We start from the raw sequence: 14,038 nt of genomic DNA, 5'->3' as shown, positions 1-14,038 counted from the left end.
ACACCCGCGGACCTGCGCGGACGTAACGATCTAGACACGCTCCGGGGCGCGGGCGTGGCACGGCGGCTTTGTCGCACGCCAGCCCTACAGTGCCAGTGTGATCACCACCGCAGGCGCCCAGGTCCCGCAGGCCTTCGTGCGCGCCCTGCAGTCGCTACGACGTCCGCGCCTGAGGCCGGGTCTCGAGCTCGAAGAGGTTCCCGCCCCCGTGCGCGTGGCCCCCTTCGCCGCGGCCCTTGCCGGGACGCTCGCGCACGTGGCGCGCCCCGACGAGGAGCTCGCCGACGGCAGGTTCATCGTCCTGCACGACCCCGAGGGCCGAGACGACTGGCAGGGCGACTTCCGCGTCGTGACCCTCGTCCGCGCCGAGATCGAGCCCGACCTGAGCACCGACGGGCTGCTCGGCGACGTCGCCTGGAGCTGGTTGCTCGAGTCTCTCGCCGACAGGGTCGGCGAGGTCGTCGCGCTCGGCGGGACGGTCACCCGCTCGATCAACCAGAGCTTCGGGGCCCTCGACGAGCAGCCCGACACGATCGAGCTCGAGATCCGCGCCTCGTGGACCCCCACCTCCCCGGACCTCACCGCGCACCTGCACGCCTGGTCCGACCTCCTCGGCGCCGTCGCCGGTCAGCCGCACCTGCCCGAGGGCATCACCTCCCTCGACGAGCACCGATGACGTCGACCACCCCGGACAGCACGTGCCAGACGGCTACGGAGCCGTCGACCCACCGGCCGGGCAGACCCGTGCCGGTCCCACGACGCAATACCGTTGTCTCATGACCTCGACAGCACCCGTCGGAGAGCCGGGCTCCCCGACGACAGGAGCAGCGCCGACAGACGACCCGCAGGGCTCTGCCCAGACCACCCCTGAGGTGACCCCGCTGACAGCACCGGCCGACGGCGTGCCCCGCGTCCTCGACAGCCCCTCCGGGCTCGCGCGCGCCGTCACCGCCTTCGCGGCCGGCACCGGTCCTGTGGCCGTCGACGCCGAGCGCGCGTCGGGCTACAGGTACGGGCAGGCGACGTATCTGGTCCAGATGCGCCGCGAGGGCGCTGGGACGATCCTGATCGACCCTGTCGCGCTGCCCGACCTCTCGTCGCTGAGCGAGGCCCTCGACGGGGTCGAGTGGGTGCTGCACGCCGCCTCGCAGGACCTGCCGGGCCTCGCCGAGCAGAATCTCGTCCCGTCGGCGATCTTCGACACCGAGCTCGCCGCCCGCATCCTCGGCATGGAGCGGGTCGGCCTGGCAGCCGTCGTGGCCGAGGTCCTCGGGCTGGGGCTCGCCAAGGAGCACTCGGCCGTCGACTGGTCGACCCGCCCGCTCCCCGAGGCCTGGTTGCTGTACGCGGCCCTCGACGTCGAGGTGCTCGTCGAGCTCCGCGACCGCATGGCCGAGCGTCTCGAGGCCGCCGGCAAGACCGAGTGGGCGCGACAGGAGTTCGAGGCCGTGCGCCTCGCCGCTCCTGCGGCGCCACGCGTCGATCCGTGGCGCCGCGTCTCCGGGAGCCACACGCTGCGTCAGGCCCGCCAGCTCGCCGTCGTGCGTGAGCTCTGGACCACCCGGGACGAGAACGCCCGCAAGCGTGACGTCGCCCCGGGCCGGGTGCTGCCCGACCGCGCGATCGTCGCCGCAGCCCAGGCCATGCCGCGCACCGTCCCTGCGCTGACCGCCCTGCCGGCGTTCTCGGGCAAGGGCACCCAGCGTCGCGCCGTGCTCTGGCAGTCGGCGATCGACAGGGCGCTGGCTCTCCCCCAGTCCGAGCTCCCGACCCTCCACGGTCCACGCTCGGACGCCCCGCCGTCCCCGCGCGCCTGGGTCGACCGTGACCCCCTCGCCGCCGCACGCCTCGATGCCGCCCGCGACCTCGTCACCCGCATGGGTGAGGAGCACCACATCCCGGTCGAGAACCTGCTGCAGCCGGACGCGCTGCGACGTCTCTGCTGGACACCCCCGGAGCCCATCACCCCTGAGACGGTGACAGAGTTCTTGCGCGGACGCGGTGCCCGCGCCTGGCAGACCGACCTGCTCGCGGGACCGCTCGCGACAGCGCTCACCGAGGCGAAGGTCGCCCCGCCGCAGGCCCCCGCAGCCTCTGCCTGACGGTAGGGTCTCAGGAATGCTCAGCATCGACGTCGTCACCGACCAGCCCACCTGGGACGAGGAGGTCCTCGCCCTCGGCGGCCACCCCCTCCAGCTCTGGGGCTGGGGCGAGCTCAAGGCCGCGCACGGCTGGCGCGCCCTGCGTCTGCGGGTCGTCGAGCAGGACGGCTCTGCCGGCGAGGTCGGAGAGCCACGCACCGTCGGGCTCGCCCAGGTGCTCGTGCGCCCCCTGCCGAGCGTGTTCCGCGCCCTCAGCTATGTCGCCCGCGGACCCGTCGTGGTCCACGAGGCCGACCGCGCGCGGGTCTGCGACGCCGTCGCGGACCACTGCCGCACGAGCGTCCGGGGCGTCGGGATCACCTTCGAGCCCGACTGGGACGCCGACGACGCCGCCCTCGACATCACCGGCGGACGCGTCGCCGAGAACCCGATCCTCTACCCCGAGACGCTGATCGTCGACCTCACGCAGAGCGAGGACGAGCTCCAGGCCGTCATGTCGAAGTCGACGCGCTACGACATCCGCAAGGCCGGGCGGTCCGGGCTGGACGTGCGGCGCGTGACCGACGAGGAGACCGTCAAGGCCGTCCTCGGCGTCTACCACGAGACCGCCGAACGCGCCGGGTTCGCCCTGCACACCGACGAGTACTACCTCGACATCCACAGGCTCCTCGGTGAGCACTCCGTCGTGGTGGCCGCCTTCGACGACGACGGGTCGCCTGTGGCCTTCGTCTGGTGCATCAGCTCGGCGACCACCTCCTTCGAGCTCTACGGGGGGATCAACGACCGCGGCCGCAAGCTGCGGGCCAACGCCCCCGTCAAGTGGGAGTCGATGATGGAGGCCAAGCGCAGCGGCCTGAGCCGCTACGACATGAACGGTCTGCTCAACGACGGCATCTCCGACTTCAAGCGGAGCTTCGCCCAGCACACCGACACGCTCGTGGGCAGCATCGACGTGCCGTTCTCCTTCTGGTACTCGACCTGGAACCGTGCGCTGCCGACAGCCAAGAAGGTCTTGCGCTCAGTCTCGCACTGACCTCGCGCGGACCGACCGCAGCACCATAGGCTGCCTCCGTGCCCACGGACCGCGTGCTCCCAGACCTGACCGTCGCCCTCCTCCAGGCAGAGTCGGCCCCCGGCGACATCGAGGCGAACGTCTCGTCGGTCGTCGCAGCGACCGAGGCGGCCCGCGAGTTCGGCGCCCGCCTCCTCGTGCTGCCCGAGCTCGCGCTCACGGGCTACGAGCTCGACCTGCTCGGCGACGACGACCTCTGGCTGACTGTCGACGACCCGCGGCTCGCGCCGCTGCGCGCGACCGTCGCCGACACGGGGGTGACCATCGTGCTCACGGCGGCCCTCGTACTGGTCGACGGGACCCGCCAGCTGGCTGCGCTCGCCTGCCTCGCGGACGGCTCCGTGGTCACGCAGGGCAAGCAGCACCTGCACGGTCAGGAGCACGACCTCTTCTCCCCTGGCTCCCCTGCGACCGAGACCGTCGACGTCGACGGCTGGGCGGTAGCCCTCGCGGTCTGCCTCGACGTCGCGCACCCGAGCCACGCGGCGCACGCCCGCGGGCTCGGGGCCGACCTCTACACCTGCTCGACCCTCTACACCGAGGGCGAAGAACGCCGGGTCGACGTGCACGGAGCGGCCCGGGCCATGGACAACCGGATGTTCTCCGCGATCGCCAACCATGTCTGTGCGACCGGAGCGGGGTTCGCCTGCGGCTCGAGCGGTGCGTGGGCTCCTGACGGCGAGCGCATCGCCGCAGCCGGCACGAGCACGGGTCTCACGCTCGCCACGCTCGACGCGGCACTCCTCGTCGTGCCGACCTCGGCCGTCGAGGCCGCGGTGACACCTGCGGTCCCCGTCTTCTGACCCCGCCGGGCCGACCTCCTGCATCTGACTGAGACTGCCGGTAGCATGTACCGCGCCGGCACGTCGCCGGCCCTGGACACCGTCGTCCACCAGTCAGGAGTCTCCCGATGACGACCTCTGCTCGTCGCCCTACAGCCCGTGACGTCGTCTTCGTCGACGGGGTGCGCACCCCCTTCGGCAAGGCCCGTCCCGACGGCCTCTACGCCCACACCCGAGCCGACGACCTCGCCGTGAAGTCGGTCCGCGAGCTCGTCCGCCGCCATCCTGGGCTGCCGCCCGAGCGGATCGACGAGGTCGCGATCGCCGCAACGACCCAGACCGGCGACCAGGGCCTGACGCTCGGCAGGTCCGTCGCCGTGCTGGCCGGTCTGCCGAGGTCTGTCCCGGGCTTCGCCGTGGACCGGATGTGCGCGGGTGCGATGACAGCCGTGACAGCCACGGCCTCGGCGATCGGCTTCGGCCAGCAGGACGTCGCGATCGCCGGCGGGGTCGAGCACATGGGTCACCACCCGATGGGCTTCGACGCCGACCCCAACCCGAGGTTCGTCTCCGAGCGCCTCGTCGACCCGACGGCGCTCGTCATGGGTTCGACGGCCGAGAACCTCCACGACAGGTTCCCCGGGCTCACCAAGGAACGGGCCGACAGGTACGCCGTCGCGAGCCAGGAGCGCTACGCGGCGGCTGTCGCCGACGGTCACATCGCCCCCGACCTGGTCCCCGTCGCCGTCCGCTCCCCCGAGCTCGGCTGGGGTCTGGCGACTGCCGACGAGCTCGCCCGGCCCGGGACCACTCTCGCCGACCTCGCGCACCTCAAGACCCCCTTCCGCCCCGGCGGTAAGGTCACCGCGGGCAACGCCTCACCGCTCACCGACGGCGCCGCCATGTGCCTCGTCGCCGCGGGCGACACCGCCGCCGAGCTCGGGCTCCCCGTCCGGATGCGCCTGGTGTCCTTCGCCTACGCCGGCGTCGCCCCCGAGATCATGGGCATCGGCCCCGTCCCGTCGACCGAGCGTGCGCTGCAGACAGCCGGTCTGACCATGGACGACATCGGCATCATCGAGGTGAACGAGGCCTTCGCCGTGCAGGTGCTCAGCCTGCTCGACCACTTCGGCATCGCCGACGACGACCCTCGGGTCAACCCCTACGGCGGGGCCATCGCCGTCGGTCACCCGCTCGCGGCGTCCGGGGTCCGGCTCATGACGCAGCTCGCCCGGCAGTTCGCCGCCCGCCCCGACGTGCGGTACGGGATCACGACCATGTGCGTCGGTCTCGGCATGGGCGGCACCGTCGTGTGGGAGAACCCGCAGCACGCCGACTACTCAGGCCACACCACCACGTCGCACGAGAGCTGAGGAGACACCATGACCGGAACGACCTCGACCCAGTCCCCCGGCGCCGACTCTGCGAGCGCGACCCCCGGCACGGACGCGCAGCCCACGACGGGCACCGCGGCCCGCGCAGAGAGGGTCACGCACTCTCTCGTGCGCGACGTGACGCTCCCGAGCGGCGGGACCCTCGCCCTCGTGACCCTCGACAACGGTCTCGACCACACGAAGCCCTCGACCCTCGGGCCGCTCGGCGTCGCCGAGCTGCACGACACTCTCTCTGCGGTCTCCGGACGGGCTGCCCGCGGCGAGATCGTCGCGGCTGCGGTGACCGGGAAGCCCTTCGTCCTCGCGGCCGGCGCCGACCTGACCGCCGTGAGCTCCGTGTCCGACCGCGATGCGGCGCACGCCCTCGGGGTGGCCGGTCACGCCGCCTACGACCTGCTCGACCGCATGGCAGTGCCGACCTTCGCCTTCATCAACGGTGTCGCCCTCGGCGGCGGCCTCGAGCTCGCGCTCGCCTGCACCTACCGCACCGTCGCGACCGACGTCGCGGCCGTCGCGCTGCCCGAGACCTCGCTCGGCCTCGTCCCCGGCTGGGGCGGCTGCTACAGGGTCCCGCGCCTCGTCGGGATCGAGAAGGCGATCGACGTCATCCTCACCCGCCCCGCAGCGAACAAGCCCTTCACAGGTGCGCAGGCCTACGAGACCGGGCTCGCCGACGCGCTCTTCGACGCCGCGGACTTCCTCGAGCAGTCTCTCGTGTGGGCCGACGCCGTGCTGCGTGGCGAGGTCACCGTCGAGCGACCGCCGCTCGCCCCGGCCGCGCAGTGGCAGGCGACGGTCGACGCCGCACGCGAACGGCTGGACGCCGTGCTGCACGGCTCCCGTCCAGCCCCGTACAGGGCGCTCGACCTCCTGGCTACCGCGCGCGACGCCGACCCGGTGTCCGCCTTCGCCGCGGAGGACGACGCCCTCGCCGACCTCATCATGAGCGACGAGATGCGGGCGTCGGTCTACGCCTTCCAGACCGTCAACGCCGGCAAGAAGCCCGTCGGTGCACCGTCGAAGGACCTCGCCCGGCCCGTGACCCGGGTCGGCATCGTCGGTGCGGGACTCATGGCCGCCCAGCTCGCGCTGCTCTTCGCCCAGCGGCTCGGTGTCCCCGTCGTGATGCGCGACCTCGACGACGCACGGGTGCAGCACGGGCTGGACCACGTGCGCAGCACCGTCGAGAAGCTGGTGTCGACCGGGCGCATGCCTGCCGACAAGGCCACCGCGATCTCGGCGGGCGTCCGTGGGACGACAGACCTAGGCGAGCTCGCCGGCTGCGATCTTGTCGTCGAGGCGATCACCGAGGTGCTCGACCTCAAGAAGCGGGTCTTCGCCGAGCTCGAGGGCGTGGTCTCCGCCGAGGCGATCCTCGTGACGAACACCTCAGCCCTCTCGGTGACGAAGATGGCCGCAGACCTCCAGCATCCCGAGCGGGTCGTCGGGCTGCACTTCTTCAACCCTGTCGCCCAGATGCCCCTGGTCGAGGTCGTCCGCGCGGAGGAGTCCTCCGACGAGGCAGTCGCCACGGCCTTCGCCGTCGCGAAGACGCTCCGCAAGACCGCGGTCCTCGTGCGGGACAGGCCAGGTTTTGTCGTCAACAGGTTGCTCGTCCTGCTGCTCGGCGAGATCGTCGGTGCTGTCGAGTCGGGGACACCGGTCGAGGTGGCCGACAGGGCGCTGCGCCCGCTCGGGCTGCCGATGGGGCCGTTCGCGCTCTTCGACCTCGTCGGGCCGGCGGTCGGTCTGCACGTCCTCACGTCGCTGCGTGAGGACCTGGGAGACAGGTTCCCGGCGTCACCGGGACTGGAGAAGATCGTCTCCGAGTCGATCCCTGTCGTCCTGCCGTCCCCCGCCCGCGGTGTTCCCGCCTCGGTCGACCCGGCGCTCCAGGCGGTCTTCGACAGCGTGCGCGACCCGGCGCGCGCTGCCGATACCCTCGACGAGGCCGGGGTCCTCGACGCCGTGCTGCGATCCCTCGCCCGCGAGGTCGGGCTGATGCTCGACGAGGGGGTCGTCTCCGAGCCGTCGCAGATCGACCTCTGCATGATCCTCGGTGCTGGCTGGCCCTTCAGCGCAGGCGGGATCACGCCGTACCTCGACCGCTCGGGGGCTTCTGAGGCTGTCCTCGGGCGACGCCTGCTCCCGGACGGTGTCGCGAACGTGCCTGCCTGACCGCAGACGGCTGACGTGCAGAGGGACCCCGGCGGGTGCCGGGGTCCCTCTGCACGTCAGTGAGCTCAGGAGTCAGGGCTCGTGGCTCGTGACTCGAGTGCCCGTGAGCCCGGGAGGAAGTGGGCTCGTGATGTGGCGGGCTCGTGAGGTGGTGGGCTTGCTCAGATGAGCACCCGGTTCGTCGTGTGCTGCAGGACGATGCCGTTGCCGTCAGGGTCGTCGAAGGTGGCGAAGCGTCCCCACGGCTGCTCGTCGATCCCGCTGGTGAAGGTCACACCCGCCTCCGTGAGCCTGGTGACGTCGCCGTCGAGGTCGTCGGTCTCGACGACGATGCCCTTGAGGTCCCCCGGCTGCATCGTCGGGAACCACGTGACGAGGGTGATGCTCGTGTCTCCGCGGGGCGGAGCCAGCTGGAGCCACCGCATCTCGGGGGTCAGCTGGCGGTCGCCGAGGACCTGGAAACCGAGGACGTCACGGTAGAAGTCGCGCGAACGGTCCTGGTCGGAGACGGGGACCGAGAAGAGCTGGATCTGTGTGATTGCCATGCTCCACTCTGGCACCGCCCGAGCTCACGGGCACCTCGGGCGCGACTCTCCCCAGCTCTGCCTGACCAGACACCGCAGCATCCTCTGAGCGGTACCGCGTGCTCGTGCCCGGCTCGGCCAGCAGGTCGGGTCGGGTCGGCGAGACGGGTCGGGCCAGCGGGACGAGTCAGGTTGGCGGAACGGGTCGGGTCAGCAGGACCTGCTGACGGCGACCGCGGGTCAGTAGACGGTCAGACCCTTGCTGCGGAACTGGTCGCGCACCCGCTCGAGCAGCTCTTTGCTCGGCGGTTCGGCGTCGGCGAGCTCGTACTTCAGCCCGAGCGTCTTCCACTTGTCCAGCCCCATCTGGTGGAAGGGAAGCACCTCCACGCGGGAGACGGACGACAGCGTGGCAGCGTACTGCGCGACCTTCTCGACGTTCTCGACGTCGTCGGTCAGCCCCGGGACGAGGACGAACCTCAGCCAGATCTCGATGTCCTTGGCGGCCAGCCGCCGACCGAAGTCGAGGGTCGGCTGGAGCTCACGCCCGGTGACCCTCTTGTAGGTCGCCTCGTCACCCGACTTCACGTCGAGCAGGACGAGGTCGATGTTCTCGAGCATCTCGTCGGTGCACGACGCACCGAGGTACCCGGAGGTGTCGATCGTGGTGTGGATGCCTTCAGCCTTGGCGCCCTTGAGGATCGTCGCGGCGAAGGCCGGCTGCATGAGCACCTCGCCGCCGGAGATCGTCAGCCCGCCGCCTGTCGCGCGGAACAGGGCCCTGTAACGCCGGATCCGTCGCAGCAGCTCGTCGGAGGTGACAGACTCCCCGTCCTTCATCTTGAAGGTGTCGGGGTTGTGGCAGTAGAGGCAGCGCAGAGGGCACCCTGCGAAGAAGACCGTCATCCGGGTACCGGGCCCGTCGACCGCCGTCACGAGCTCCCAGGAGTGGATCGACCCGAGAGTTCCTTCTCGCATCTGGGTGAGCCTGTCGCCGTGGCTCGCACCCGAGATCGCCAGACCTTCGGTTCCTGCGCCGACGGTCCTGCGCTCCGGGGCCTCGAAGTCTTTGTCGAAGGTCGACTCTGCGGGTCCCGCTGCCTGGACGCCCCGCATCCCTGGAACCTGCTGCGCGCTCCCGACTGCCTCGCCGGTGGTCTGGGTGCTCATGGTGCGTCCCTTCGAAGGGTGGACGGCTGTCCGGTGGTCCGCGCCGCTGGCGCGGAGCCTGGTGTGTCCGGCGGCGGCCGCTCGTCTCGAGCAGCCGCCGCCGTCGGGTCACCTCCGCGGGCGGAGGTGGCGGCTCACGCCGACTGGTGGAACGTGCGGGCCAAGACGTCCATCTGCTGCTCGCGCGTCAGCTTGACGAAGTTCACCGCGTAGCCGGAGACCCGGACCGTGAGGTTGGGGTAGTTCTCCGGGTTCTCGATCGCGTCCTCGAGGGTCTCCCTGTTGAGGACGTTGATGTTCGCGTGGAAGAGGCCCTCGGTCATCCCGGCGTCCAGGATGCCGACGAGGTTGCCGACCTGCTCCTCCTTGTTCCGGCCGAGGCCGGAGGGGGTGATCGTGTTCGTCAGCGAGATGCCGTCGAGCGCGTCGTTGTAGTCGAGCTTGCCCACCGAGAGCATGGAGGCGACCATACCGTGCGTGTCCATGCCGTTCTCGGGGTTGGCCCCCGGGGAGAAGGGCTCGCCCTTGCGGTGACCGGAGGGGAAGCTGCCGGTCGCCTTGCCGTAGACCACGTTGGACGTGATCGTCAGGACGGACTGGGTCGGGACGGCGTCGCGGTAGAGCGGCAGCGCCCGGATCTTGTCCATGACTGTCTTGACGACCAGCTGGGCGATCTCGTCGGCCTTGTCGTCGTCGTTGCCGTAGACGGGGAAGTCGCCCTCGGTGATGTAGTCGACGACAAGACCGGTCTCGTCGCGGACCGGGGTGACCGTCGCGTACTTGATGGCCGACAGGCTGTCGGTGACGATCGACAGGCCGGCGATGCCGCAGCCCATCGTGCGCACGATCTCGGAGTCGTGGAGCGCCATCTCGATCGACTCGTAGGCGTACTTGTCGTGGCTGTAGTGGATGATGTTGAGCGCCTCGACGTAGGTCTGGACGACCCAGTCGAGCATGGCGTCGTACTTCGCCCACACCTCGTCGTAGCTGAGCGGCTCGTCGGAGGTGATGCCCTCGAAGCCTGTGACGATCTGCTTGCCGCTCATCTCGTCGCGCCCACCGTTGACCGCGTAAAGCAGGCTCTTGGCAGCGTTGACGCGGGCCCCGAAGAACTGCATCTGCTTGCCGACCCGCATCGGGGACACGCAGCAGGCGATCGCGGCGTCGTCACCCCAGTGCTGGCGGATCTGCGCGTCGGACTCGTACTGGATGGCCGAGGTCTCGATCGAGATCGCGGCGCAGAAGTCCTTGTAGCCCTGGGGCAGGTCTTCGTGCCAGAAGATCGTGATGTTCGGCTCGGGAGCCGGACCGAGGTTGCGGAGCGTCTGGAGCAGGCGGAACGAGGTCTTGGTGACCTGCGTGCGGCCGTCGTCGCCGAAGCCGGCGTCGGACCAGGTGGCCCAGTACGGGTCGCCAGAGAAGATCTGGTCGTAGTCGATGGTCCGCAGGAAGCGCGTGATGCGCAGCTTGATGACCAGGGCGTCGATGAGCTCCTGAGCCTCGGACTCCGTGAGGGTGCCCTCGGCGAAGTCACGCTCGACGTAGGTGTCGAGGAAGGCGGAGAGGCGACCGATGCTCATGGCCGCACCGTCCTGGGACTTCACGGCGGCGAGGTAGCCGAAGTACGTCCACTGGACGGCTTCCTTGGCCGTGGCCGCCGGGCGACCGAGGTCGAAGCCGTACTGCTCGCCGAGGTTCTTGAGCTTCTTGAGCGCCTTGATCTGCTCGGAGTGCTCTTCGCGGTAGCGCGCCCAGCTCTCGGTGAAGCCCTGGTCTGCGACGAGGTCCTTGTCCTTCATCTTCTCGGAGATGAGGAAGTCGACGCCGTAGAGCGCGACACGACGGTAGTCGCCGATGATGCGGCCGCGGCCGTAGGAGTCGGGAAGGCCGGTGATGATGTGGGACGAGCGGGCTGCACGGATGCGCGGGGTGTAGATGTCGAAGACACCCTCGTTGTGGGTCTTGCGGTACTTGGTGAAGATCTCCTTCACCTGCGGGTCGGGCTCGAGGCCGGCCTCCTTGATGGCGGTCTCGACCATGCGCCAGCCGCCGTACGGCATCATCGCGCGCTTGAGCGGGACGTCGGTCTGCAGCCCGACGACGACGTCGTCGTCAGCGCTGATGTAACCGGCCGGGAAGGCGTCCACGTCCGCGGGGATGTGGGTGTCGACGTCGAAGACGCGCTTGGCGCGCTCGACCGACAGGTACTCCTTCTCGAGGGTGTCCCACACGGCCAGCGTCTTGGCTGTGGGCCCCGCGAGGAACGAGGCGTCGCCCTCGTAGGGGGTGTAGTTGCGCTGCATGAAGTCGCGGACGTCGACGGACTCCGTCCACGGCCCGGTCTCGAACGTCCGCCACGCTGCGGGAGCGGTAGCACCGGCCGTCGTGGCCGAGCCGTCTGCGGTTGTAGTCATCGTCGTCTCCTTCGTCCTGCTCGACCGTTCTGATCGTGCTCTCAGACTATGGAGATATTCATAGGACGACTTGGGACCTTAGGCCCTCGGTCCATCGGCCGAGGGAGGCGTGCGTCACACCGAGCCGGGCGCGTCCAGATCAGAGGTAGACAGGGCCAAGGTCACTTGCGCAGGGCTTCCCCTCACCCCCGGACCCAGGCTCTCACGACGCTGCTCCCAGAGCGCCGCGCACGATCGAGTCCCCGGAGTGCCCGGGGTCCCCGTCGAGAGGCTCTTGAGACACGTCCACGAGCGAGAAGCGCGAGACGTCGAGGCCGGCGGGGACGTCGAAGCGGCCCTGGTTCCCCTCGAGCACACCGAGACTCACCAGACCGCTCAGGTCGTCGGCGAGCAACCAGACCTCGCGGTACCCACCGGGGGTCGCGGCTGCGTCGACGTCGACGACCACCTGCCGCAGCCCGTCCGCCGACTCTTCGAGCCTGGCCTGCCCGGAGGCGTCGGGCCAGGCCGGCAGCGCGTCGAGCGACGCCGAGGCCAGCGTGACCTCGGCTCCGGTCGACTCCTGGCGCTCCCAGAACACTCCTCCAGCCACTCCGACGACCAGCGCCGCAGCAGCGGCAGCCGACACCCAGGGCAAAAGCCTGCGCTGCCTGGGCGCGCTCGTGGGCGGGGCGGTGTCCCGGACGACGCTCAGGCGTCGGTCCCCGTCGTCGACGGGCGGCGCGAGAGGCTCGCGGACCGGGTTCTCAGGACCGACGTCGCGGAGCCCGAGCTCGGCGTGGATCCGCTGCCACACCGCAGCGCCCGGCGCCACGAGGACGTCGGCGGCAGTGACCGTGGTGGCCACCTGCGACACCTCCGAGAGCGCCGAGAGCTCGGTGCTGCAGGCTGCGCAGGCGTCCAGGTGCGCCCGGTCTGCGTCTGTCGACACGTCGCCGGGGTGCTCCCCGAGCGCGAGCAGCGCCAGGGTCTCAGGGTCGAGATGCTGCACCGTCCACCTCCAACCGTGTGCGCAACCGCGTCAGGCTGCGTCGGACGTGACTCTTGACGGTGCCCAGGGGCAGCCTCATCTCGTCGGCGATCTGGACGTGCGTGAGGTCGCGGAAGAAGGCTAGCCGCAGGATCGTCCCCGCAGGCTCCCCCAGCCTGTCGAGCTCGTCGGCGACCAGGAGCCGCAGCGTGGTCTGCTCTGCCATGCGGTCGGTCGTCACCTCCTCGGGGATCGCGGTGGCTGTCGCCTCGACGACAGTACGGTGGCGCGCCGCAGCGGCGTGCGCGTCGGCGATCTTGAACCGGGCGATGCCCATCACCCAGGTCGACAGCCGTGCTCGCCCGGGGTCGTAGCCGTCCCTCCCCCGCCAGGCGGCGACGAAGACCTGCTGCGTCACGTCCTCGGCGTCGGCGGCGCTCCCCAGGGAACGGAGCGCGACCGAGTACACGAGGGACGACCACCGACCGTAGGCGTCGGCGAGAGCGCTCTCGTCACCGCCCGCGAAACGAGCAGCGAGGTCGTCGGCGTGCAGGTCGACCGTGTCACCCACCCTGAGCCCTCCCTGGTCGCCATCCGCTCGGAACGCACGGTGCTCTCGCTGCTCTCGGGGCCCTTGCAGTCCACCGTCCACCGAGGTGAGCGGCCCGGACGACCCGCTCACGACGCCGGCACAGCGGTGACGACGACGTTGTCCACATAGTGTCCTGTGCTTCGGTCGAAGACGCCACCACAGGTGACGAGCACGAGACGCCGTGGCCCCTCCCTGCTGAAGAGGTCGTCGAGGGCGATCTCCGACTTGGCCACCTGGGCCCTCTCCGTGACCGTGTAGGTGACGTCCTCGCCGCTCTCGTCGGTGACGACCACAGCACTGCCGACCTCGGCGTCCACGAGCCTCGCGAAGGGACCGAGACCTGTCGACCGGGTGTCGGCATGAGCTGCCAGGAGCGTCACCCCGGCGGCGCTGGACGGCGCGGAACCGTACCTGTACCAGGCTGCCCGCAGCCCGGTCTCCGGGAGCTCCATGGTGCCGTCGGGGGCGACCCCGAGGGCCTCGACCTCCATGTCGATGTCGAGCGCGTCGACGACGACCCTGACTGGTCTCGGGAGCTCGCCTGCGAGCGCGTCTGCGGCGGGGCGGACAGGGATGTCAGCGGGGTCCGGTGCCGGAGCAGGCACCCGCGGTGACGAGGGTCGTGACGGCTGGGGCTCGTCTGGCACCGGGGGCGTCGTGGGCGTGCCCGGCGTCGAGGGCTCGACGACCTGCGTCCCGGCCGTGGCTGGGGGCGGCTCGACCTGCCGGGCACAGCCGGAGGAGATCACGATCAGGAGCGCGAGCGACCCGGCGAGCAGCAGCCTGCTGCTGCTCGCCGGGTGGGCGCCCGTGGGCGTCAGACGCATTGCGGGACGGGTG

At 70.6% G+C, this 14,038-nt stretch carries 12 protein-coding genes; 6 read left to right on the top strand and 6 right to left on the bottom strand.

What is annotated here, in order from left to right:
- Window positions 1-97 precede the first annotated feature (97 nt).
- From ASG53_RS10085 to ASG53_RS10060, 6 genes are all read left to right on the top strand, one after another.
- The gene (locus ASG53_RS10085) at window positions 98-676 is read left to right on the top strand and encodes a DUF3000 domain-containing protein (protein WP_056132295.1); all 579 of its coding nucleotides are present in this window, start codon (window positions 98-100) and stop codon (window positions 674-676) included.
- 100 nt (window positions 677-776) lie between these two features.
- A complete protein-coding gene (locus ASG53_RS10080) occupies window positions 777-2,102 on the top strand; it encodes an HRDC domain-containing protein (RefSeq protein WP_082543962.1) in 1,326 nt (441 codons plus the stop codon).
- Between the two features lie 16 nt (window positions 2,103-2,118).
- Window positions 2,119-3,135, top strand: coding sequence for a lipid II:glycine glycyltransferase FemX (locus tag ASG53_RS10075; RefSeq protein ID WP_056132292.1), 1,017 nt, complete (start codon window positions 2,119-2,121; stop codon window positions 3,133-3,135).
- Window positions 3,136-3,173: 38 nt separating this feature from the next.
- Entirely contained in the window at window positions 3,174-3,977 is an 804-nt protein-coding gene (locus ASG53_RS10070) for a carbon-nitrogen hydrolase family protein (RefSeq protein WP_056132289.1), read from the top strand.
- A 107-nt stretch (window positions 3,978-4,084) separates the two neighbouring features.
- The gene (locus tag ASG53_RS10065; RefSeq protein ID WP_056132286.1) at window positions 4,085-5,329 is read left to right on the top strand and encodes a thiolase family protein; all 1,245 of its coding nucleotides are present in this window, start codon (window positions 4,085-4,087) and stop codon (window positions 5,327-5,329) included.
- 9 nt (window positions 5,330-5,338) lie between these two features.
- Entirely contained in the window at window positions 5,339-7,528 is a 2,190-nt protein-coding gene (locus ASG53_RS10060; RefSeq protein ID WP_082543961.1) for a 3-hydroxyacyl-CoA dehydrogenase NAD-binding domain-containing protein, read from the top strand.
- 161 nt (window positions 7,529-7,689) lie between these two features.
- On the opposite strand, the gene ASG53_RS10055 is transcribed toward ASG53_RS10060, so the two are convergent.
- The 6 genes from ASG53_RS10055 to ASG53_RS10030 form a co-directional block, all read right to left on the bottom strand.
- Complete coding sequence (locus ASG53_RS10055; RefSeq protein WP_056132283.1) at window positions 7,690-8,073, bottom strand: VOC family protein; 384 nt, start codon at window positions 8,071-8,073, stop codon at window positions 7,690-7,692.
- A gap of 219 nt (window positions 8,074-8,292) precedes the next feature.
- Window positions 8,293-9,168: a pyruvate formate-lyase-activating protein gene (pflA, locus tag ASG53_RS10050; RefSeq protein ID WP_056134047.1), complete on the bottom strand. Its 876-nt coding sequence runs from the start codon at window positions 9,166-9,168 to the stop codon at window positions 8,293-8,295.
- Window positions 9,169-9,356: 188 nt separating this feature from the next.
- On the bottom strand, window positions 9,357-11,636 hold the full coding sequence (gene pflB / locus ASG53_RS10045; RefSeq protein ID WP_056132281.1) for a formate C-acetyltransferase: 2,280 nt from the start codon (window positions 11,634-11,636) through the stop codon (window positions 9,357-9,359).
- A 202-nt stretch (window positions 11,637-11,838) separates the two neighbouring features.
- The gene (locus ASG53_RS10040; protein WP_056132278.1) at window positions 11,839-12,627 is read right to left on the bottom strand and encodes an anti-sigma factor; all 789 of its coding nucleotides are present in this window, start codon (window positions 12,625-12,627) and stop codon (window positions 11,839-11,841) included.
- Window positions 12,608-13,177 (bottom strand): RNA polymerase sigma factor, encoded by a 570-nt coding sequence (locus tag ASG53_RS10035; RefSeq protein ID WP_056132276.1) that lies wholly within the window; start codon window positions 13,175-13,177, stop codon window positions 12,608-12,610. Before ASG53_RS10035 ends, ASG53_RS10040 begins: the two co-directional genes overlap by 20 nt.
- A gap of 107 nt (window positions 13,178-13,284) precedes the next feature.
- Window positions 13,285-14,025, bottom strand: a complete 741-nt coding sequence (locus ASG53_RS10030; RefSeq protein ID WP_056132273.1) for a class F sortase — start codon at window positions 14,023-14,025, stop codon at window positions 13,285-13,287.
- Between the last annotated feature and the right edge of the window lie 13 nt (window positions 14,026-14,038).

The organism is Sanguibacter sp. Leaf3 (assembly GCF_001425965.1).
GTDB classification, from domain to species: domain Bacteria; phylum Actinomycetota; class Actinomycetes; order Actinomycetales; family Cellulomonadaceae; genus Sanguibacter; species Sanguibacter inulinus.
The sequence above is the reverse complement of the archived record's forward strand: the minus strand, read 5'-3'. Positions and strand labels throughout refer to the sequence as shown.

What these genes read in the sequence shown, in the direction of transcription:
- ASG53_RS10080 (WP_082543962.1), top strand. Translation starts at nt 777, where the DNA reads ATGACCTCGACAGCACCCGTCGGAGAGCCGGGCTCCCCGACGACAGGA.
- ASG53_RS10075 (WP_056132292.1), top strand. Translation starts at nt 2,119, where the DNA reads ATGCTCAGCATCGACGTCGTCACCGACCAGCCCACCTGGGACGAGGAG.
- ASG53_RS10065 (WP_056132286.1), top strand. Translation starts at nt 4,085, where the DNA reads ATGACGACCTCTGCTCGTCGCCCTACAGCCCGTGACGTCGTCTTCGTC.
- ASG53_RS10060 (WP_082543961.1), top strand. Translation starts at nt 5,339, where the DNA reads ATGACCGGAACGACCTCGACCCAGTCCCCCGGCGCCGACTCTGCGAGC.
- ASG53_RS10055 (WP_056132283.1), bottom strand. Translation starts at nt 8,073, where the DNA reads ATGGCAATCACACAGATCCAGCTCTTCTCGGTCCCCGTCTCCGACCAG.
- pflA (WP_056134047.1), bottom strand. Translation starts at nt 9,168, where the DNA reads ATGCGGGGCGTCCAGGCAGCGGGACCCGCAGAGTCGACCTTCGACAAA.
- pflB (WP_056132281.1), bottom strand. Translation starts at nt 11,636, where the DNA reads ATGACTACAACCGCAGACGGCTCGGCCACGACGGCCGGTGCTACCGCT.
- ASG53_RS10030 (WP_056132273.1), bottom strand. Translation starts at nt 14,025, where the DNA reads ATGCGTCTGACGCCCACGGGCGCCCACCCGGCGAGCAGCAGCAGGCTG.